At 54.3% G+C, this 22,237-nt stretch carries 16 protein-coding genes and 1 pseudogene; 10 read left to right on the forward strand and 7 right to left on the reverse strand.

The window, feature by feature from the left end; all coding sequences use genetic code 11:
• Positions 1–100: 100 nt before the first annotated feature.
• The 4 genes from ynfE to dmsD are packed head-to-tail and all read left to right on the forward strand — an operon-like array spanning position 101 to position 4,677.
• The gene (ynfE, locus tag M8Q36_RS19300; protein WP_249881998.1) at positions 101–2,539 is read left to right on the forward strand and encodes a selenate/tellurate reductase subunit YnfE; all 2,439 of its coding nucleotides are present in this window, start codon (positions 101–103) and stop codon (positions 2,537–2,539) included.
• Positions 2,540–2,549: 10 nt separating this feature from the next.
• The gene (locus tag M8Q36_RS19305) at positions 2,550–3,167 is read left to right on the forward strand and encodes a DMSO/selenate family reductase complex B subunit (protein WP_249881999.1); all 618 of its coding nucleotides are present in this window, start codon (positions 2,550–2,552) and stop codon (positions 3,165–3,167) included.
• Between the two features lies 1 nt (position 3,168).
• Positions 3,169–4,026, forward strand: a complete 858-nt coding sequence (locus M8Q36_RS19310; RefSeq protein ID WP_249882000.1) for a DmsC/YnfH family molybdoenzyme membrane anchor subunit — start codon at positions 3,169–3,171, stop codon at positions 4,024–4,026.
• Positions 4,027–4,065: 39 nt separating this feature from the next.
• Positions 4,066–4,677, forward strand: coding sequence for a Tat proofreading chaperone DmsD (gene dmsD / locus M8Q36_RS19315; RefSeq protein ID WP_249882001.1), 612 nt, complete (start codon positions 4,066–4,068; stop codon positions 4,675–4,677).
• A 120-nt stretch (positions 4,678–4,797) separates the two neighbouring features.
• On the opposite strand, the gene M8Q36_RS19320 is transcribed toward dmsD, so the two are convergent.
• Positions 4,798–7,692: an RHS repeat-associated core domain-containing protein gene (locus tag M8Q36_RS19320; protein WP_249882002.1), complete on the reverse strand. Its 2,895-nt coding sequence runs from the start codon at positions 7,690–7,692 to the stop codon at positions 4,798–4,800.
• 251 nt (positions 7,693–7,943) lie between these two features.
• Entirely contained in the window at positions 7,944–10,769 is a 2,826-nt protein-coding gene (locus tag M8Q36_RS19325; protein ID WP_249882003.1) for an RHS repeat-associated core domain-containing protein, read from the reverse strand.
• 484 nt (positions 10,770–11,253) lie between these two features.
• Here M8Q36_RS19325 and M8Q36_RS19330 point away from each other — a divergent pair.
• Positions 11,254–11,475: pseudogene (locus M8Q36_RS19330) on the forward strand (CBS domain-containing protein); the annotation flags it as partial.
• Between the two features lie 129 nt (positions 11,476–11,604).
• On the opposite strand, the gene M8Q36_RS19335 reads toward M8Q36_RS19330, so the two are convergent.
• The 4 genes from M8Q36_RS19335 to ynfL form a co-directional block, all read right to left on the reverse strand.
• The gene (locus M8Q36_RS19335; protein ID WP_249882004.1) at positions 11,605–14,322 is read right to left on the reverse strand and encodes an RHS repeat domain-containing protein; all 2,718 of its coding nucleotides are present in this window, start codon (positions 14,320–14,322) and stop codon (positions 11,605–11,607) included.
• 95 nt (positions 14,323–14,417) lie between these two features.
• Positions 14,418–15,113 (reverse strand): dethiobiotin synthase, encoded by a 696-nt coding sequence (gene bioD / locus M8Q36_RS19340; protein WP_249882005.1) that lies wholly within the window; start codon positions 15,111–15,113, stop codon positions 14,418–14,420.
• Between the two features lie 125 nt (positions 15,114–15,238).
• Positions 15,239–16,459 carry a sugar metabolism global transcriptional regulator Mlc gene (gene mlc, locus M8Q36_RS19345; RefSeq protein WP_200551883.1) on the reverse strand — a complete coding sequence of 407 codons (1,221 nt, stop codon included), beginning with the start codon at positions 16,457–16,459 and terminating at the stop codon, positions 15,239–15,241.
• A gap of 129 nt (positions 16,460–16,588) precedes the next feature.
• Positions 16,589–17,485: a multidrug efflux transcriptional activator YnfL/SxtR(Kp) gene (gene ynfL / locus M8Q36_RS19350; RefSeq protein WP_249882006.1), complete on the reverse strand. Its 897-nt coding sequence runs from the start codon at positions 17,483–17,485 to the stop codon at positions 16,589–16,591.
• Positions 17,486–17,605: 120 nt separating this feature from the next.
• Here ynfL and ynfM point away from each other — a divergent pair, with 120 nt between their 5' ends.
• A complete protein-coding gene (gene ynfM / locus M8Q36_RS19355; protein WP_249882007.1) occupies positions 17,606–18,856 on the forward strand; it encodes a multidrug efflux MFS transporter YnfM/SxtP(Kp) in 1,251 nt (416 codons plus the stop codon).
• A 60-nt stretch (positions 18,857–18,916) separates the two neighbouring features.
• On the opposite strand, the gene M8Q36_RS25620 is transcribed toward ynfM, so the two are convergent.
• Positions 18,917–19,009 carry a KPN_01571 family protein gene (locus M8Q36_RS25620; protein WP_016496214.1) on the reverse strand — a complete coding sequence of 31 codons (93 nt, stop codon included), beginning with the start codon at positions 19,007–19,009 and terminating at the stop codon, positions 18,917–18,919.
• Positions 19,010–19,142: 133 nt separating this feature from the next.
• On the opposite strand from M8Q36_RS25620, the gene M8Q36_RS19360 reads away from it, so the two are divergent.
• From M8Q36_RS19360 to M8Q36_RS19370, 4 genes are all read left to right on the forward strand, one after another.
• Positions 19,143–20,627, forward strand: coding sequence for a carboxypeptidase M32 (locus tag M8Q36_RS19360; RefSeq protein ID WP_249882008.1), 1,485 nt, complete (start codon positions 19,143–19,145; stop codon positions 20,625–20,627).
• 163 nt (positions 20,628–20,790) lie between these two features.
• Positions 20,791–21,126: an acid resistance repetitive basic protein Asr gene (asr, locus tag M8Q36_RS19365; protein ID WP_016496216.1), complete on the forward strand. Its 336-nt coding sequence runs from the start codon at positions 20,791–20,793 to the stop codon at positions 21,124–21,126.
• A gap of 97 nt (positions 21,127–21,223) precedes the next feature.
• On the forward strand, positions 21,224–21,307 hold the full coding sequence (gene ydgU / locus M8Q36_RS25625) for a small membrane protein YdgU (protein ID WP_455428442.1): 84 nt from the start codon (positions 21,224–21,226) through the stop codon (positions 21,305–21,307).
• 99 nt (positions 21,308–21,406) lie between these two features.
• A complete protein-coding gene (locus tag M8Q36_RS19370) occupies positions 21,407–22,237 on the forward strand; it encodes a trypsin-like serine peptidase (RefSeq protein ID WP_017456667.1) in 831 nt (276 codons plus the stop codon).

A 22,237-nucleotide genomic window follows, 5' to 3' on the forward strand; every position in this document is an offset into this window, starting at 1 on the left:
AGATTCTTCTACTCCCTAATGATTAACATGATCACTTCATTAGCCTGCTTTTAATACACCAGGCAATTTCTTTTTATTATAAAAAATAATGGAGTGAGCTATGTCCGATAGTGAATACCAGGGAGGGATCAGCCGACGAACGTTGGTGAAATCCACCGCTTTAGGATCGCTTGCGCTGGCAGCCGGAAGTTTTTCCCTGCCCTTTGGCCTGCGTTCTGCCGCTGCTGCCGTGCAACAGGCGATGCAACCCGCGCCAGACAAAGTGGTGTGGGGGGCCTGCTCGGTCAACTGCGGTAGCCGCTGCGCGCTGCGTTTGCATGTCCGTGACGATGAAGTCTACTGGGTCGAAACCGATAATACCGGTGAGGATATCTACGGCAATCACCAGGTACGCGCCTGCCTGCGCGGGCGTTCTATTCGCCGCCGCATTAACCACCCGGATCGCCTGAACTACCCCATGAAGCGCGTCGGTAAACGCGGCGAAGGCAAGTTTGAACGTATCAGCTGGGACGAAGCGCTGGATACTATCGCCAACAGTTTGAAAGACGTGGTGCAAAAATACGGTAACGAAGCGGTCTACATTAATTACTCCTCCGGCATTGTCGGCGGCAACATTACCCGCTCTTCCCCTTCGGCGTCGATTATTGCCCGCCTGATGGCGATGTATGGCGGTTTTCTCAACCAGTACGGCACTTACAGCACCGCGCAAATCTCGTGTGCGATGCCTTACACCTACGGTTCCAACGATGGTAACAGCACCTCGGATATCGAAAACACCAAACTGGTGGTGATGTTCGGTAACAACCCGGCGGAAACCCGCATGAGCGGCGGCGGCATTACCTATTTCCTCGAGCAGGCGTGTGAACGCTCAAATGCGCGGATGATCGTTATCGATCCGCGTTATACCGATACGGCCGCCGGACGCGAAGATGAGTGGGTGCCCATTCGTCCAGGTACCGATGCCGCGCTGGTTGCCGGCATGGCGTGGGTGCTGATTAACGAAAACCTCGTCGACCAGGCGTTTCTGGATAAATATTGCGTCGGCTACGACGAAAAAACGCTGCCTGCCGATGCGCCCGCCAACAGCCATTACAAAGCCTATATTCTCGGCCAGGGCGAGGACGGTATCGCTAAAACCCCGCAGTGGGCATCGCGCATCACCGGTATTCCCGCCGATAAAATCATCAAGCTGGCGCGGGAAATTGGCAGCGCCAAACCCGCCTATATCTGCCAGGGCTGGGGACCGCAGCGCCAGGCCAACGGCGAGCTGACCTCGCGCGCCATTGCCATGTTGCCGATCCTCACAGGTAACGTCGGCATCAACGGCGGCAACAGCGGCGCACGCGAATCCACCTACACCATCACCATTGAACGCATGCCGATGCCGGAAAACCCGGTGAAAACCTCGATCTCGTGCTTTACCTGGACCGATGCCATTGCGCGCGGCCCGGAGATGACCGCCAAACGCGACGGTGTGCGCGGCAAAGATAAGCTTGATGTGCCGATTAAATTTATCTGGAACTATGCCGGTAACACCATTACCAATCAGCACGGCGATATCAACCGCACTCACGACATTCTGCAGGACGACAGCAAGTGCGAAATGATCGTGGTCATTGAGAACTTTATGACCTCATCGGCGATGTATGCCGACATTCTGCTACCGGATTTGATGACCGTCGAACAGGAAGACATCATCCCCAATGATTATGCCGGGAACATGGGCTACCTGATTTTCCTCCAGCCCGTCACCGCGCCGAAGTTCGAACGTAAACCGATTTACTGGATAACCAGCGAAATCGCTCGCCGCCTGGGACCGGATATTTACCAGAAATTTACCGAAGGTCGTACGCAGGAAGAGTGGCTGAAATATCTGTACGCCAAAATGGTCGCCAGAGATCCGCAACTGCCCGCTTATGAAGACCTGAAAGCGATGGGTATTTATAAGCGCAAAGATCCGAACGGCCACTTTGTTGCCTATAAAAAATTCCGTGACGACCCGATCGCCAACCCGCTGAAAACCCCCTCCGGCAAAATTGAAATCTACTCCAGCAAGCTGGCGGAAATTGCCAACAGTTGGGAACTGGATAAGGACGAAGTGATTAGCCCACTGCCGGTTTACGCCTCAACCTTTGAAGGCTGGGACGATCCGGCGCGCGAAAAATTCCCGCTGCAATTATTCGGTTTTCACTACAAAGCACGCACCCACTCCAGCTACGGCAACATCGATGTGCTGCAGGAGGCGTGTCGCCAGGAGGTGTGGATCAACCCGATCGACGCCGAACGGCGCGGGATCAAACAGGGCGACATGGTGCGCGTCTTTAACGAACGCGGGGAAGTCCGTATCGCCGCGAAAGTGACGCCGCGCATCATGCCGGGCGTCAGCGCCATGGGCCAGGGGGCCTGGCATCAGGCCAGTATGGACGGCGATCGCATTGACCACGGCGGCTGCGTGAACACGCTGACCACGCACCGGCCTTCGCCGCTGGCGAAAGGCAACCCGCAGCACACCAATCTGGTCGATATTCAAAAGGTTTAAGGAGTAGCCGATGACAACCCAGTATGGATTTTTTATCGATTCTGCCCGGTGCACCGGTTGTAAAACCTGCGAACTGGCCTGTAAAGATTACAAAGACTTAACCCCGGATGTCAGTTTCCGCCGCGTGTATGAATACGCGGGCGGTAACTGGCAGGAAGATAACGGCGTCTGGCAGCAAAACGTCTTTGCCTATTATCTGTCGATTTCCTGCAACCATTGTGAAGATCCGGCGTGCACCAAAGTCTGCCCGAGCGGTGCAATGCATAAGCGGGAAGACGGGTTTGTGGTGGTGGACGAAGATGTCTGCATCGGCTGTCGCTACTGCCATATGGCCTGCCCGTACGGCGCGCCGCAATACAATGCGGCAAAAGGTCATATGACCAAATGCGACGGCTGTTATGACCGCGTTGCAGAGGGTAAAAAACCAATCTGCGTGGGATCCTGCCCGCTGCGCGCGCTCGATTTCGGCCCGATTGACGAATTGCGTAAGCAACATGGCGAACTGGCCGCTATCGCCCCGCTTCCGGCATCGCACTTCACGAAGCCCAATATTGTCATCAAACCAAACGCCAACAGCCGCCCGACGGGGGATACCACCGGCTATCTGGCAAACCCGCAGGAGGTGTGAGATGGGAAACGGATGGCATGAATGGCCGCTGGTTCTGTTTACGGTGCTCGGCCAGTGCGTGGCGGGCGGATTGATTGTGACTGGCTTCGTGTGGATGAACGCCAGAGATGACAATAGCGGCCAGGTGCGGATTGTCCGCAGCCAGTTTTTGCTCTGGGTGTTGATGGGCATCGGTTTTATCGCCTCAATGATGCACCTCGGTTCACCGCTGCGCGCGTTTAACTCGCTAAACCGCATTGGCGCCTCGTCACTCAGTAATGAAATCGCCGCCGGATCGCTATTTTTCGCCGTCGGCGGTTTCTGGTGGCTACTGACCTGGCTTGGCAAACTGCCCGCCTCACTAGGGCGCGGCTGGCTGATTATCAGCATGGTGCTGGGGGTGCTGTTTGTCTGGGCGATGACGCGGGTTTACCAGATTGATACCGTGCCGACCTGGCATAACGGCTACACCACCGCCGCATTTTTCCTCACCATGTTGACGGGTGGGCCGCTGCTGGCGGCGTTGCTGCTGCGGCTGGCGGGTATGCGTTTTCCGGCCCCGCGTTTTGCCGCCATCAGCGTTGCGGCACTTATCGCAAGCGTTGCCATAGTGATGTTGCAGAGCATGCAGCCTGGCGAAACCCACAGCTCAGTGCAGCAAGCCGTTGCGCTGGTGCCAGATTACGGTCTGTTGCAGGTGGTGCGTTTATTGCTGGTCGCTCTCGGTCTCGGTTGCTGGATCTGTCCGCTGGTAATGCGCAGACAGCCGAAAGCCAGCAGCTTGCTGGCGGGCGTTGTGCTGGTAGTCGCCGGTGAAATCATTGGCCGTGGCCTGTTTTACGGCCTGCATATGACCGTTGGCGTTGCCGTCGCGGGTTAATCACAATGCGCGGGGAAACCCGCGCTTTTTGGAGAAAGCATGACGGACGCAACCCGCGAGTCCTTTATTTTTACCGCCCGCGTGCTGGGCGCGCTGTTTTATTATCCGCCGGAGAGCGAACCCTCCGCGCCGCTCATCGCCGCGCTACGCAGCCGCGAGTGGCTGGAACAATGGCCGTTACCGGAAGAGACACTTATTCCGCTGGCCGACGCCTTCGCGCAGCCTTGTGACGAGCCGCTAAGCGAGGCCTGGCAACGGTTATTGATCGGCCCATGGGCACTGCCTGCGCCGCCGTGGGGTTCGGTCTGGCTGGATAAAGAGAGCGTACTGTTTGGCGACTCGACGCTGGCGCTGCGCCAGTGGATGCGCGACAGCAATATTGCGTTCAATAGCGGGCAAAACGAGCCGGAAGATCATTTCGGTACCTTGCTGCTGATGGCGGCATGGCTGGCGGAACAAGGCAATCACGACGCCTGCGATCAATTACTGGCCTGGCATCTGCTGCCGTGGAGTGGGCGGTTTCTTGGCGAGTTTTGTGATAACGCGCGGCACCCGTTTTTCAACGCGCTGGGGCAACTTGCACGGCTTACGCTGGCACAGTGGCAATCGCAGTTGCTTATTCCGGTGGCGCAAAAACCGCTGTTTCGCTGAAAATACAAAGCGGAACGTCTTTGGACGTTCCGCTTTAAAGACATGGTGAATGCTTATCCACCACGCGCTATTTATCAGGTCAAAAATATTCTTTATGCTTCAACGTTTATAAATGGCCCATTAGAGATGTTGCATTTTATGTGAAATATAGGATTTCACATTCGGCCAATTGTGGACATTTTTCCCTGAGTATATTTCGCTAAATCCTTCAGCAAAGGCTTCGTCTGCGCCATGCAAAGTTCCTCCTTGCCAGAAATAATTATCCTCAGAAAGCGGGTCTGTATGCGCCAAATCTTGTTCCCAGACAGAGACGAAGCTATTGCGTTTACTCAGGTAATCCCCTGCCTCGCCAGTCCCCGCGGGCCCCATCATCGCCTTCTCCCCCAAACTGCGATCTATAGCATGAGCATATTCATGCAACACCAGGCTTGAAGCCGTATGTCCCTTCGCCAAAGACCACCCCCCTTGTGAGTCCTGGCTTAGCGCAATGATTGTTTCATCCGGGTGTATATTCTCTGTCGCAACTTTGCCGAGAGCACCCAGGCCAGGAACAGAATCCCATGTCATATCCTCAGGCCAACCTCTCGGCGTCACACCTTTGTAATGATGCCTGTCAGGGTGATTGGTTATGTTATCGTTAGTTGCGGTAATAAATTGCCCTAAGGAATGCGCTTTACTCAATACATTCAAAGGGATCTTATGTAGCTCCCTTTGTATTTCAGTAATATCTATTTCGAGATCATCAGGCGTCGGGCTGGCATAAACCATTTTCGAAATAATCTCTCTTTTTTCAATAAAATCAGCAATCGCCTCCATATGCTCTGCGCTAACAACTTCGGTGCTGCTTAACGGAATTGTGTCACTCAGTGTGTCCCATATTTCGTTATAAGCAAGCTCGCCATGAACATGGTATATGCCATGAAAAACATCCTGATAACTCTCTACAGGTTCGGCGTCTAAGCCTGCGCGACGTATATTCTCTGCGATAGTCCTGGCGACGGGGGCAAGCCCATTGGTATCGTGAAGCGTGATGGGATTGTTGCGTACCATTCTGAACAGATTCAGCCCGTCCATTCTGCCTGCCGGGTCAACACTCAGCCACCGTCCCGCCCACGGCTGGTAATAACGGTAACCGTAGTAATAGAGCCCCGTGGCGTCCTGCTCTTTACCGGAGTAGCGAGTCGTTTTGTAATCCGCCTCCAGCTGGCTGCGCGCGGCAAACAGCGCCGTGCCGCCATACGGGTAATACTCTTCCTGACTGATAAGTTCGCCGCTGGCGTCCACTTCCAGCGCGCAGCTGCCGGTGAGGTTGTCGTAGCTGTAACAAATCGGGTCGTTACTGATACTGGCAGGTTGACCGCTTTCCCAGTGCAGCACCCGCACATGCGCGCGCCCGGCAACACCGACGGTTATCACCTGCAGAGTTTCCGCGCTCTTGCTGCGCAGTTCCAGCCCCGGCAGGTAAACCACCCGCTTTGTCTGTGTGGTACTGCCGGTCAGTTGTGATGTGATTTTGACGATGCGCTGGCTGCTGGCGTCATAGCGGTAGGTTTCGCTGTCGTCCGCGGCACCACTGCGGGTGACGGGCGTGACCTGCTGCAGTTCCTGGCGCGCCGTCCACAACAGACTCTGCCCCGGTAAAAGCTGTTTCTGCTGGCCGCCGGCGGTGAACAGCGCCTCCACATCTGCCGGATTTTCGGTGAGTGTGCTGATTACCGCCCGGTTGCTGCGGTCGCTGACGGTAACTGATGTCGTGTAGGTATTGCCGGACGCAGGCGCGCTGTGCTGAATTTTCGTCAGGTTTCCGGCGTTATCGTAGGTGTAAATGCGGGAGTAGTTCGTGTAGGTGGCGTCATCAAAGGAGGAATACGCAGGAAGATTGCTGTTCTGCTGTACTGCGTTTGCCATTTCGCGCCCGGTGGCGCTGACCAGCTGGTACAGGCTGTCGTAGGTATAGGTGTTTTCGGGAACGACCTGCTGATTGCGCCAGAAACGGGTTTCCTCGGCATCGTTGGTAATCACCAGCACATTGCCCACCGGGTCGTACTCGTAGCGCAGGTCCTGCAGCACTTTTGCGGCGGAGAATCGTTCCGTTTTAATGCCAACAAGGCGCTGCGTTTCCGCTTCATACGAATACGTGGTCACCACGCCGTTGCCGTGCTCCTCGCGCAGCTTCTGCCCGGCGGCGGAGTATGTCAGGGATTTCACAATAGTCTGTTCGGAACCGCCATTTACCGTCAGCCAGCTGCCCTTCAGCAGACCCGCCACATCAAACGCCACGCGCTGAATATTACCTTTCGCATCAAGCGTGGTCAGCACATTCCCGGCAGCGTCCACTGTACTCAGCGTGGTGTAGGCTTCGCCCGCCAGCAGGTCATTCCATGCGGAAGCGTCTGCGCCCTGCCAGTCGGCTTCGGCATCGTCCGGCAGCAACTGGCGGGTGACGGAAAGCGGTACGCCGTTCAGGGAAACGCTGCTCATCGAAAGGAGGCCTGCCGGGTCGTAATGGCTGACTGGCTGACCGGCAAGATTGTGGCTCTGTTCATCCGCAGAAGCCCCGCCCCAGATAAACCGCTCCGTGACGTGCGCGCTGTCTCCGGCAACCTGCTCGGTAATGCCCTGCAGCCGTCCCGGCAGGTCTGCCTCTTCATACTGAAAAGTGCGGGTGACGATGGCGCTGCGGTCATTCTCTGAACCAATATTGCTGACCTGCAAAAACGCCCGTCCTGACGCGTCGTTCAGGGCAACGGATGTACCGGCATCGGCACTCTGTGTGCGCAGCGGCGTACCGTTCAGGCCGTGGAGATAACTGAAATTCGCCAGCCCGGCGGCATACAGACGCGGGTCAGCGCTCTGAGAGGGCAGACCGCGCGCATCAAACTGATGATGCGTGATGCGTTCTTCGGTGATGTCCGGAGTGTCCAGATGGCGGTGATAAACAATATCGCGTACCGCCAGCGCACGATTATTAAGCACTGTGACGGACGGGGTTTTTCTGTAAAGGGATATGCTCATGGAATACTCCGCTAGAAGTTATACAACCAAAATGGTCGCTAAAAAATTATAGACGCTGGCCGTTGTCATTGGCTCATATTTTGATTTATGTGCATTACCTTGTGTGTTAGAGACGATTCAATCGCAAAAACACCTGTTGATTAATACGGCTCAATTATTGTGACGTGAAATTCTCAGAAAAATTTACACACCACACTCAGAATATAAATATAGCTGGTTATCCACTGTAGGATAACCAGCAATTAAAAGCACTACTCAGCAGGTATCACTTCTGCATAGATATATTTTTTTATGTATCGATGACCTGAGCCAGCAGAAACAAATGAAGGTTTATTTTTTATTTCATCCGATACATGATATTTACCCGTAAAATTTGACATGAAATGTGCACCAGCAAATTCCTCTGCATTGACCACGTCTTTTATATGAAAACTTATCCCTGGTGCGAATAAAATTTCATCCTCCCAATTCGACGAGGATGTCGGCGCAATCCATCGGCCATTTGCAGTTGCAGGTACGTCTAAAATAAGAAGATGCGTATTTAAAAAAGGGAAACCCACGGTGGTACTTGTATAGCTTTTCTGTTTAATAATGCTCCCTACTGTAGAATACAAGGCTTCATCCTTAGCACCACCAGGATAATTAAAACCAATACCGCGAAAAAGAACTCTTCCATAATTTTCACTTCCTGGATGCTTCTGCCTACCGGATTCCAATGCATCTTTAAATGCTGCAATACCTTTATTAAAAGATGCCCCCCAGCGTAATAATTTGTTTTTTGTGAACCCTCTTTCTATTAACTGTTCTTTTAGTGCCTGCCGTCGCTCCTTACTTAATCTCCCCGTTCGTATATATTCATTAAAGAGTGAATAATGCTCTGTAGTATAAAACTTGATAGCCTCTTGCTCAGCGGAAGTTAATTTCAGGGCGGCAGCATCTGGTAAATGGGTAGGAAGTGTTCTCCCTAAATTATTATCTGTTAAACGGAATATCCGCGTCGCTTCAAAATGCCCGCGCTCTTCAAAAATACGTTTCGCCTGAGAGAAGATGGCGGCATAAGCCGGAATCCTCCCATCCGGGTCATACATCGTCACCGGGTTATTCAGTACCATCCTGAACAGATTCAGACCATCCACCGCCCCCGAAGGATCCGCCGAGAGCCACCTGCCTGCCCACGGCTGATAATAGCGATAACCGTAGTAATACAGCCCCGTGGCGTCCTGCTCCTTGCCGGAATAACGAATCGTTTTGTAATCCGCCTCCAGCTGGCTGCGGGCCGCAAACAGCGCCGTGCCGCCGTACGGGTAATACTCTTCCTGGCTGATAAGCTCACCACTGCCGTCCACTTCCAGCGCACTGCTGCCGGTGAGGTTGTCGTAGCTGTAACGAATTTGATCGTTACTGATATCCGCGGGCTGACCGATTTCCCAGTGCAGCACCCGTACCTGCGCGCGTCCGGCAACACCGACGGTTATTACCTGTAATTCTTCGGCTGCGCTGCTGCGCAGCTCCAGCCCCGGCAAATAAATCACCCGTTTTGTCTGCGTGGTGCTGCCGGTCAGTTGTGATGTGATTTTGACGATGCGCTGGCTGCTGGCGTCGTAGCGGTAGGTTTCGCTGTCGTCGGCTGCACCGTCGCGGGTTACGGGTGTGACTTTTTGCAGTTCCTGGCGCGCTGTCCACAGCAGGCTCTGCCCTGGTAAAAGCTGTTTCTGCTGACCACCGGCAGTGAACAGCGCCTCCACATCTGCCGGATTTTCCGTAAACGTGCTGAGCACCGCGCGGTTACTGCGGTCAGATACGGTAATGCTGGTGGTGTAGTTATTGCCGGACGCAGGCGCGCTGTGCTGAATTTTCGTCAGGTTTCCGGCGTTATCGTAGGTGTAAATGCGGGAGTAGTTCGTGTAGGTGGCGTCATCAAAGGAGGAATACGCAGGAAGATTGCTGTTCTGCTGTACTGCGTTTGCCATTTCGCGCCCGGTGGCGCTGACCAGCTGGTACAGGCTGTCGTAGGTATAGGTGTTTTCGGGAACGACCTGCTGATTGCGCCAGAAACGCGTCTCCTCGGCATCGTTAGTAATCACCAGCACGTTACCCACCGGGTCGTATTCGTAGCGCAAATCCTGCAGCACTTTTGTGGCGGAGACTCGTTCCGTTTTAATGCCAACGAGGCGCTGCGTTTCCGCTTCATACGAATATGTGGTCACCACGCCGTTGCCGTGCTCCTCGCGCAGCTTCTGCCCGGCGGCGGAGTATGACAGGGATTTCACAATAGTCTGTTCGGAACCGCCATTTACCGTCAGCCAGCTGCCCTTCAGCAGACCCGCCACATCAAACGCCACGCGCTGAATATTACCTTTCGCATCAAGCGTGGTCAGCACATTCCCGGCAGCGTCCACTGTACTCAGCGTGGTGTAGGCTTCGCCCGCCAGCAGGTCATTCCATGCGGAAGCGTCTGCGCCCTGCCAGTCGGCTTCGGCATCGTCCGGCAGCAACTGGCGGGTGACGGAAAGCGGTACGCCGTTCAGGGAAACGCTGTTTGTCGAAAGCAAACCTGCCGGGTCGTAATGGCTGACTGGCTGACCGGCAAGATTGTGGCTCTGTTCATCCGCTGAAGCCCCGCCCCAGATAAACCGCTCCGTGACGCGCGCACTGTCGCCGGCAACCTGCTCGGTAATGCCCTGCAGCCGTCCCGGCAGGTCTGCCTCTTCATACTGAAAAGTGCGGGTGACGGCGGCGCTGCGGTCATTACCGGTGCCGATATTGCTGACCTGTAAAAAAAACCGCCCGGAGGCGTCATTCAGGGCAACGGATATACCCGCATCAGCACTCTGTGTGCGCAACGTCATGCCGCTCAGGTCACAGATAAACTCAAAATTCGCCAGCCCGGCGGCATCAAGACGCGGGTCGGCGCTTTGAGACGGTAAACCGCGCACGTCGAACTGGTGATGGGTGATGCGCTCTTCAGTGGCGTCCGCCGTGTCGGGATGGCGGTGATACGCGATTTCACGCACCGCCAGGCCCCGGTTATCCCGTATCGAAACGGTCGGGGTCTTACTGTAAAAGGATGTGCTCATTGCACCCTCCATTGATTGTTAATCAACTCAATCTGTCGGTGAAAGTATAGACTTACGAAGCTTTTTCTGAAGGAGTATCAGATTCATCGAACTGTTCGTGCAGACATTTCGTCCTTTCACACTTACGCGTTAGTGACACTGTCACTGGCGATCTTTTCTTTTAATATCATTATTCGACCTTTCTATACAGCCATTATCCAGCGATGCAAATATCCGCGCTTCGCTGTTTATCACCGGAATTGTCATTGTGATGGGGCGATAGACATGAGGAATTAGTCTGGAGACGATCAGTGGTCGCAAGGCCGGTTTTGTTTATCTCGGGCTGCTGCACCTAAGCCTGACATTCAGTTCGATGCTTTTTGTGTTGCTTGTTGGCATAGCGAGCGATCTTGCCCTTAGCCACCCTGCCATACGCGGCGTGTCGGAATACGTAATGCCGATTTCAACATGGGTAGCACAATTACGATGTTAGATAGGGCAGGTAAAACCGTTGGAGTTAGTGAAATACCACGAAACACGTAATGCAACAGGCAGTTATGCGGAACTGCTACACCCGTTCCGTATTACCGGTAAAGCCGAAAATAACCTGCGCGTGGTGCTTTCACGGTTATATGAAAGTAACACTAGCTGGATGCCAATTGTGGATGAGGAAGGCTGCTATAATGGCATGATTTCACAGGGTTATATTGCGGGATATTTAATCTAAGGGAAAACGCGCCGGGTGCTGAATATTCATAGTGCGATGTAGAATGTGTAGCTGCACTCTCATGTGCGACACCTGCCGAAACTACATCCCCCTGCGTACCTCATACGCCGGGGGGATGTTTTACATCATTTATTGCCGATATGTCGGTATCCCAGATAATCTTGCCATTTTTTTATGACCAAGGTTCATTGCAACAAGAGCAACCGTATCAGCATTATTTAATGCTGCAGCGAGTCGATTCATTTTTAGTCCATAGTCTCTATGTATTTCTTTAAGATCTAACTGTTTTATATCTTCCTTTGTGGCTTTTATCATGCTATGAATAAATTTTTCCGCATTATATATATCTACATTTTCGGGTCTGGTATAAAAATAATCTTCCGTACCAGTAACCCCTAGCGTTTTCAAAAAATTCCCACTTCTTTTTGTACCCTCAAAATGTGAAGATTCATGCAGTACCGCATGAACATTCAAAACTGAACCTATGGATTTGTAATAACTATTTGTAAAATAGATTCTCTTGTCCGGATCTTGAGAATAAACAAAAGCAATTGCCCCCATCTCATTCTCACCCTCATCATCACGCATCTTTATACTTTTTGCTAAAGAAGCGTGCATGTTTTTGAATGTTTGCAATAGTTCATTTTTAATCCGTGATGTTTTTATTTTACCAAAAAATGTCGCCGCACCTGCAAAAACATCTCTAATTTTTCTTTTGGTTTCTTTATCTAATGTTGGTTTTTCGAGTTTTTTTATCGCCTCTTCCAAAATAGATTCTGCACTGGCGATTTCATAATCAATTCTAATATCTTGAACGGGGTATCTCTTCCCTCCTTTTGTATCATAAGCGACTTCACCCTTATCATCATATAAGGTCACCGGGTTATTCAGTACCATCCTGAACAGATTCAGTCCATCCACCGCGCCTGCCGGATCTGCCGAGAGCCACCGTCCCGCCCATGGCTGATAATAGCGGTATCCATAGTAATAGAGCCCGGTTGCGTCCTGCTCTTTGCCGGAATAGCGGATGGTTTTGTAATCTGCTTCCAGCTGGCTGCGGGCGGCGAATAACGCCGTGCCGCCGAACGGGTAATACTCCTCCTGGCTGATAAGCTCGCCACTGCTGTCCACTTCCAGACTGCTGCTGCCGGTGAGGTTGTCGTAGCTGTAACGAATCTGGTCGTTGTTTATCCCGGCGGGCTGCCCGCTCTCCCAGTGCAGCACCCGCACCTGCGCGCGCCCGGCGACACCGACGGTTATCACCTGTAACTCCTCTGAGGCGCTGCTGCGCAGTTCCAGACCCGGCAGATAAACCACCCGTCTGGTCTGTGTGCTGTTGCCGGTCAGTTGCGAGGTGATTTTGACGATGCGCTGGCTGCTGGCGTCGTAGCGGTAACGTTCGCTGTCGTCCGCTGCACCACTGCGGGTGACGGGCGTGACCTGCTGCAGCTCCTGGCGTGCTGTCCACAGCAGGCCCTGCCCCGGTAAAAGCTGTTGCTGCTGGCCGCCGGCGGTGAACAGCGCCTCCACATCCGCCGGGTTTTCGGTGAGTGTGCTGATTACCGCCCGGTTGCTGCGGTCGGATACGGTGATGCTGGTGGTGTAGTTATTGCCGGACGCCGGGGCGCTGTGCTGAATTTTCGTCAGATTACCGGCGTTATCGTAGGTGTACGTGCGGGAGTAGTTTGTGTACGTGGCGTTATCGAAGGAGGTGAAATCAGGCAGGTTACTGTTCTGCTGTACCGCGCTGGCCATTTCGCGTCCGCTGGCGCTGACCAGCTGGTACAGGCTGTCGTAGGTATAGGTGTTTTCGGGAACGACCTGCTGATTGCGCCAGAAACGCGTCTCCTCGGCATCGTTAGTAATCACCAGCACGTTACCCACCGGGTCGTATTCGTAGCGCAAATCCTGCAGCACTTTTGTGGCGGAGACTCGTTCCGTTTTAATGCCAACGAGGCGCTGCGTTTCCGCTTCATACGAATATGTGGTCACCACGCCGTTGCCGTGCTCCTCGCGCAGCTTCTGCCCGGCGGCGGAGTATGACAGGGATTTCACGATAATCTGCTCGGAACCGCCACTGACTGTCAGCCAGCTGCCTTTCAGCAGCCCCGCCACATCATAGGCCACGCGCTGGATATTGCCTTTCGCGTCGGTGGTGGTCAGCACATTTCCGGCCGCGTCCACCGTGCTGTTGGTCGTGTAGGTTTCGCCCGCCAGCAGGTCATTCCACGCGGAAGCATCCGCGCCCTGCCAGTCTGCGTCGGCATCGTCCGGCAACAGCTGGCGGGTGACGGCAAGCGGTACGCCGTTCAGGGAAACGCTGCCCGTCGAAAGCAGACCTGCCGGGTCATAGTGGCTGAAAAGCTGACCGGCAAGATTGTGGCTCTGTTCATCCACTGAATTCCCACTCCAGATAAATCGTTCAGTGACTTTTCCCTGCTCGGTAATGCCGAGCAACCGCCCCGGCAGGTCTGCCGCTTCATACTGGAAGGTGCGGGTGACGGCGGCGCTGCGCTCGTTGCCTGTACCAATATTGCTGACCTGTAAAAAAGCCCGCCCGGAGGCGTCATTCAGGGCAACGGATGTACCGGCATCGGCACTCTGCGTGCGCAGCGGCGTACCGTTCAGGTCGTGGAGATAACTGAAATTCGCCAGCCCGGCGGCATACAGACGCGGGTCGGCACTTTGTGACGGCAGACCGCGCGCATCAAACTGATGATGCGTGATGCGTTCTTCGGTGATGGCCGGTGTGTCCGGATGGCGGTGATAAACAATATCGCGTACCGCCAGGCCACGGTTATCAAGCACCGCAACATGGGGGGTTTTACTGTAAAGGGATGTGCTCATAAGATTCTCCGCTTAAATTGTCTACTTTTGCATCAAATGCAATAAAGAGTATAAGCGGAGAAACAGAAATAACGGGCTGTGGACGAATGGCCGCGTCAGGCCAGAATACGGTCGGCAACTAACATGCCGGTCGCCATTTGCAGATTGATGTATTGTGCCAAATCGCGCTGTTCCGGGCGCGGCAGATACGGCAATTCACCGACCAGCGGCGCGGGCAACTTTTTGCTCAACACGCTGATAATCTCGGCGTAATGTGCAAGGCCCGGATTGATACGGTTCGCCACCCAACCAATCAGCGGCAAACCGTCGCTGGCGATGGCCTGCGCGGTCAGCAAGGCGTGGTTGAGACACCCTTCCTGAATACCCACCACCATGACAACCGCCATCTGCTCCTGCACCACCCACTCCGAAAGCGGGCGTAAGTCATTCATTAAACTACGCCAGCCGCCGGTGCCTTCCACAACAACGTGATCGACGCGATCGCAAAGATCAGCCAGGCCATTCGACAACAGGGTGTAATTGATGGGGCAACTGTGCGCGACGCTGCTCTCTTCTTCGCTTAATGCAATGGGGTTGACCGCCTGGTAAGGTAGCTCCAGCGACGAAACGCTTTGCAACACCAGCGCATCTTTATTGCGCAGCCCTTCCGGCGTCTCTTTGCTCCCTTTGGCTACAGGCTTGTAACCCGCCACCGTTTTACCACTGGCTGCCAGCGCCTGGAGTAGCGCGCGGGACGCCACTGTCTTCCCGACAGAAGTGTCTGTACCCGTTACAAAGAAACGCTTAAGCATCACTCATCCCACCGTTGTTCTACGAAAATATAAACCAGGAAAATAATTCAGTGGGGAAAGTCTAAGGGAACTGCCTGGGGGCAAGATTGAGGTAGCGCAATTTTTATGGCAACAGTGTAAAAATGTTACCCCTGCAACAAACGGATAAGTAAAGATCCGTTATACATCGCGTCTTTTACCAGCGCCGCACCGGCCATGGTGCCCTGGTTGGTAAATTGTGTGCTCTCTACGCTGATATGCTGGCTATACGCGGGCAACGCCTGCTGGCGAATGCAGGCGGCAATGGCGGGAAAAAGCACGTCTGCCGCTTTGCTGAGCGGCGAGCCAATCAGTATTTTTTGCGGGTTGAACAAATTCACCATGATGGCAAGAATGCGACCAATATTCGCACCCACACCGCTAATGATATCTTTCGCCAATAAATCGCCCTGCTGCGCAGCCTGGCAGAGCCATTCCACGGTGAGCGGTTTTTGGTGCAGCATCGAACTCATTGACTGGCTCATGCGCAACTGCGCCAGCTCCAGCACGCTCTCGACGCTGGCAATGGTTTCAAGGCAACCGTGGTTGCCGCAGTAACAGCGTTTGCCGTAGGGATCGACCTGTGTGTGACCAATCTCCACCAGGCTGCTGCTGCCCGCATGCAATAAACGCCCGTCAGTAATCACCCCTGCCCCAACGTTGTGATCGATAACCACCTGAATCACATCCCGTGCCCCGCGCGACGCGCCAAACAGGGCTTCGGCCATCGTCCACGCACTGATGTCATGCTGGACATACACCGGCACGCCAGTGTGCTTTTCCAGCGCTTCACCCAGCGGCATATCTTTAACATCGTCATAAAAGGGCATGCGGTGAACGATACCGTTTTCGGTATCAATGATGCCGGGCAGCGTAATCGCGATGGCGGTCAAACGTTCCAGTTTGTTCTGATGGCGGGTAAAAAAGCGGTCAATATGCAGAATAATACGGTCCAGCAGCGGCAGTTCAGCCACCAGCGGTAACTCAAGGCGATCTTCCACGACCAGCTTGCTGCTAAGATCGCGTAAAGAAAGAAAGATCTCTTCCCGGCTGATGCGCAAAGAAAGGTAGTGCCAGGCTTCGGTCTCGACCACCAGCCCGACCGCCGGACGCCCGCGGCTGCCAGGCTCCTGGATTTCCGTCTCCTGCACCAAGTGGGCTTCGAGCATTTCGCGCACAATTTTCGTAATACTGGCCGGGGCGAGTTGCGCCAGGCGTGAGAGATCGATGCGCGACACCGGGCCAAGCTGATCAATCAGGCGGTACACCGCCCCCGCGTTGGTCTGCTTTATTTGATCAATATGCCCAGGCTGACTATCAGCAACCACCTCTGACTCCCTTATTTTCACGCTTCGAAATAAACGTTCGGCTATGGTGAAACACTTCACTGGTCGCCGTCAAATATTTACCCCGGCGTGTGATTTACAGCACATTTTGCAATGACTTATGCGCAAAATTTATCCGTCAGCGGCGGCAATCAACTGCTGCTTAAAGCGTGCGGCCGCGCTGCCCTGCTCATGATGTTTTGACCAGACTAACCACATTTCCGATACCGCATCCGCTTCAATAATCGGCACCCAGCGCATTTCCGTTAGCTGCACCCGCCGGAATGACGCCGGTAAAATCGACACCCCTAACCCGGCCGCCACCAGGCCGATAATGGTCATCGCTTCGCCCACTTCCTGCGTAATGGTTGGCGCCAACTGATAACGGCGCATCAGGCCGAGGATCTCGTCATACAGACCGGTACCGACATGCGGGTCAAAAAAGACGAACGGTTCCTGTGCCAGCTCCACCAGCGACACTGCCGAACGCGCCGCTAATGGATGATCTTTGTGGATCATCGCCAGCAACGGCTCACGCAGGATCACATCCCAGGCCAGCGTCTCCGGCAACGGCGTGTTACGCATCAGCCCCAAATCCAGCAATCCTTCATTGAGCGGCGAGATCTGTTCACGGGTATTGATTTCGCGTGTCTGGATATGTACATCCGGGTAACGCTGGCGAAACGAAGAGAGCGTGTCGGAGACCGCTTTTATGAACGGTGCGGAGGAGGTAAAACCAATGCGCAGCTCCCCGGTTTCCCCCTGGTGTAGCCGCATGGCGCGTGCGGCGGCTTCATCGACCTGGCTTAAGATTTGCCGGCTATCCGCCAGAAACTGCCGCCCGGCAGGCGTGAGCGACACACTGCGGTTGGTGCGGGCAAGCAAGCGCGCACCGACTTGTTGTTCAAGGATCTGGATTTGCTGGCTTAACGGCGGCTGCGAGATATTCAGCCGCGCCGCCGCATGACCAAAATGGAGCTCCTCGGCAACGGCAATAAAGTAACGTAAATGACGCAGTTCAATATTCATATTTAAAACATATTATTTGAGATTATTAATATATTAGACAGAATATTGTCACTTTCATACCCTTAGCGACGTGGTAAGCCCGTCACCAAAATCACGGGTATAAAACGTTAAGGATCTCCAGTGAGTCGTACAACAACCGTTGACACCGGGCCGGCAAGCGCCGTCGACGAAAAACCAGTCTCTTTGCCGGGGCAATTTATCAAACGTGGTACTCCCCAATTTATGCGCGTCACGCTGGCGCTCTTTTCCGCCGGGTTAGCGACATTCGCCCTGCTGTACTGTGTTCAGCCCATTTTACCGGTGCTGTCACAGGAGTTTGGCGTCTCTCCGGCCAGCAGCAGTATTTCCCTCTCGATATCCACCGCCATGCTGGCGATGGGTCTGCTGTTTACCGGCCCGCTTTCTGACGCCATCGGGCGAAAAAAAGTGATGGTCACCGCGCTGCTACTGGCATCGTGCTGCACATTATTGTCTACCATGATGACCAGCTGGCATGGCATCCTGGTGATGCGCGCGTTGATTGGCTTATCGCTGAGTGGCGTTGCTGCCGTTGGCATGACCTATTTAAGTGAAGAGATCCACCCCAGTTTTGTTGCCTTCTCGATGGGGCTGTATATCAGCGGCAACTCCATTGGCGGCATGAGCGGACGCCTGCTGAGCGGCGTGTTTACCGACTTTTTTAACTGGCGTATCGCGCTGGCGGTGATTGGCTGTTTTGCGCTGGCTTCCGCGCTGATGTTCTGGCGGATCCTGCCCGAATCACGCCATTTCCGCCCAACCTCGCTGCGGCCAAAAACACTGTTTATCAATTTCCGCCTGCACTGGCGCGACCAGGGATTGCCGTTGTTGTTCCTGGAAGGTTTTTTGCTGATGGGCTCGTTCGTTACCCTGTTTAATTACATCGGTTACCGCCTGATGCAATCGCCGTGGACGCTGAGCCAGGCGGTGGTGGGTCTGCTGTCCGTTGCCTATTTGACGGGTACATGGAGTTCGCCGAAAGCCGGTGTGATGACCAATAAATATGGGCGCGGGCCGGTAATGGTTGGCGCTACCGCCATCATGCTGCTGGGGCTGTTGCTCACGCTGTTCTCAACGCTGGGGCTGATTTTCATCGGTATGCTGCTGTTTACCGCAGGCTTCTTTGCCGCCCATTCCGTTGCCAGCAGCTGGATTGGCCCGCGCGCGCGACGCGCCAAAGGCCAGGCGTCATCGCTCTACTTATTTAGCTACTATCTCGGCTCCAGCGTGGCGGGAACATTAGGTGGCGTGTTCTGGCACAGCTATGGCTGGAACGGCGTCGGCGGTTTTATCGCGGCCATGCTGGTGATTGCCATCCTGGTGGGAAGCAGGCTCCACTCTCGCCTGCATTAATGCTGCGATAGTTAACGGCCCTGCGCATGCAGGGCTTTTTTTACTCTGTGCTTGTGTGTGTTAAAACAGACTCAAAATTGACGCCGCGCCCATTAATTCCCGCACCGCATCAAGCGCCAGCAGAGCAAATATTACCCAGACAAAAGGATTCATAATATTACTGCGTTACGCGTTGGTATTGGTTATTTAAATAGATTATTCCTATTATGATACAGTTCAGGAAAAGTATTGAATAACTACTACTTTTAGGTGGTTACACGATCACACGCTAAAAATCAGAGGCATTATGGACAAGCACAACTATCACCAGCTCACCCGCACTTTCCTGCGCCTGTCGCGCTTTTCACACCTCGCTTCGATTGCCAGCTGGGATATGTTTGCCATGATGCCGCCAGGCGGTAGCGCAGCACGCGGCGAAGCGCTGGCAGAGTTAAGTGTCCTGCGCCACCAGATCCTGACCGACAAACAAGTTGGCGAGTGGATCGCCAGCGCACAACAAGAAGATCTGGACGATATTGAGCAGGCCAACCTGCGCGAAATCGAGCGGCACTACCAGGAAGCGGCATTGCTGCCGGAATCGCTGGTTGAAGCGCAGTCGCTGGCGGGCAGCAAATGTGAGCACGCCTGGCGCACGCAGCGCCCCGCCAATGACTGGGCTGGTTTTTCCGCCAACCTGAAAGAGGTGGTTAAACTGGCACGCGAAGAAGCCAGACTGCGGGCCGCCGCGAAAGGGTGTTCCCCGTATGATGCGCTGCTGGATAAATTCGAGCCGGATATGACCAGTGCCCGCCTTGATGAACTGTTTGGCGAGGTAAAATCCTGGCTGCCGGATCTGCTGAAAAAAGCGGTGGCAAAACAGGAGCAGCAAGCGTTGATTGCACCGCAGGGGCCGTTCCCGATTGCCGACCAGCGCGAACTGGGTTTGCAGGCGATGAAGGAACTCGGTTTCGACTTTAACGGCGGGCGGCTCGATGTCAGCGCCCATCCTTTCTGCGGCGGCGTACCGGAAGATGTGCGTATTACCACGCGTTACGATGAAAATGAGTTACTGAGCGCGCTGTTCGGCGTGGTACATGAAACCGGTCACGCGCGTTATGAACAAAATCTGCCGCGCAGCTGGCCGGGTCAGCCTATTGCGCTGGCGCGTTCCACGGCGATTCATGAATCACAAAGCCTGTTCTTTGAAATGCAGTTAGGTCGCAGCGAGGCTTTCCTGCGCCGCCTGCAACCGGCCATTATTGAACGTTTCGGTATGCAACCGGCATTTGAAGAACACAATTTTGTTGCCTGGAACCAGCGCGTAAAACCGGGTTATATCCGTGTCGATGCGGACGAAGTGAGTTACCCGGCGCATGTCATCCTGCGTTATGAGATTGAACGCGCGCTGATCGACGGCGAGATTGAGGTTGATGACATTCCGGGATTGTGGAATGAAAAAATGCAGGCCTGGCTGGGGCTTTCCACCGAAGGCAACTACCGCAACGGCTGTATGCAGGATATTCACTGGACCGATGGCGGCTTCGGTTATTTCCCGTCGTATACGCTCGGCGCCATGTACGCTGCTCAGTTGTTCCACGCCGCGCGTACCGCGCTGCCAGGGCTGGACGAGGCGATTGCTGCGGGCGATCTTACGGCGCTCTTTGACTGGCTGCGCCAAAACGTCTGGCAGCACGGCAGCCGCTTCAGTACCGCGCAGCTTATTCACAATGCCACCGGCGAAGCGCTAAACGCCGACTATTTCCACCAGCATCTTCTCCGCCGTTACCTCTGATACACCCGCGCCGGAGCGGCAGTTCCGGCGCGGTTCCTCGCTCTGTACATTACGTTACACGCCGAAACCAATCACTCACGGAAGGCGTTTAATTACAGGGATATAGTTCTTTCAACGGCCCCGCAGTGGGGTTGAATGAAGAAACCAATTCGAGGATATCGGAATGAAAAAAGTATTAGCTCTGGTTGTTGCCGCTGCTCTGGGTCTGTCTTCTGCTGCTTTCGCTGCTGACACCGCTACTTCTACCCAGGCTCCGGCTGCTGCTCCGGCAGCAACGACCGCTGCACCGGCTGCCACCACTAAAGCTGCACCGGCTAAAAAAGTGCATAAAAAACACAAAAAAGCCGTTGAGCAGAAAGCTCAGGCCGCAAAAGTGAAAAAACATCACAAAAAAGCAGCTAAACCAGCTGTAGAGCAGAAAGCTCAGGCTGCGAAAAAACACCACAAAAAACACGTTAAACACACTGCGACCAAACCGGCTGCACAACCGGCTGCATAAGTAAACGTGTCTGATACCGGCGTTCGTATCAGAACGCTGTGACAAGTCGGCGCTGAACCCTTAGGGTGAAGCGCCGTTTTTCTCTGGAGGGCCTATGATGCTGCGACGTTATCGTTTTGAAGTGATTCTGGCGATGTTAATCATCTGCGCACTGATTGCCGTCCGCTTTTATCTTTATTAATGTAGCACGCTGATTTTACTCCCACTTTCTGCTCGTCCCGTCTATATTTGTTTACCTGGGCTTACGTTAATAATCATAATTACCCCACCAGAGTGTGATATGCGAAAAACCGTTGTGCTGTTGCTGGGACCGCTGTTTTTGTTTTCCGCTGTTGGACATGCTGACGATGGCGGCGATGACGCGATAAGCGCCCGTGATGTGAAAACGCTCTTTTTTGGTCATGATGACAGGGTGCCTGTTACTACCCCTACCAAAGCGCCGTGGGATGCGATTGGTCAGCTGGAAACCGCCAGCGGCAATTTGTGCACAGCGACGCTTATCTCTCCGCACCTGGCATTAACCGCCGGGCACTGCCTGTTAACGCCGCCGCGCGGCAAAGCGGATAAAGCCGTGGCGCTGCGTTTTGTTTCGCAACGAGGCAGCTGGCGGTATGAAATTCACGGTATCGAAGGCCGTGTCGATGCGTCGCTCGGCCACCGCCTGAAAGCCGACGGCGATGGCTGGATTGTTCCCTCTTCTGCCGCGCCCTGGGATTTTGGGCTTATCGTGTTACGTTATCCCCCTTCCGGCATTACGCCGCTGCCGATCTTTGTCGGCGATAAAGATGAACTCACCGCCGCATTAAAAGCGACCGACCGTAAAGTGACGCAGGCGGGCTACCCGGAAGATCACCTTGATAGCCTGTTCAGCCATCAGGACTGTGTCGTCACCGGCTGGGCGCAAAATAGCGTGTTGTCGCACCAGTGCGACACGCTGCCGGGCGACAGCGGTTCGCCATTGATGTTAAAAACCGATGCGGGCTGGCAGTTGATTGCCGTGCAAAGCTCGGCGCCGGCGGCGAAAGATCGCTGGCGCGCCGACAACCGCGCCATTTCGGTTACCGGTTTTCGTGACAAACTGGAAGCGCTGGCAAAAGAGGCAGACGAGTAA

The sequence above is a fragment of the Kosakonia sp. R1.Fl genome, from assembly GCF_023516815.1.
GTDB lineage: Bacteria > Pseudomonadota > Gammaproteobacteria > Enterobacterales > Enterobacteriaceae > Kosakonia.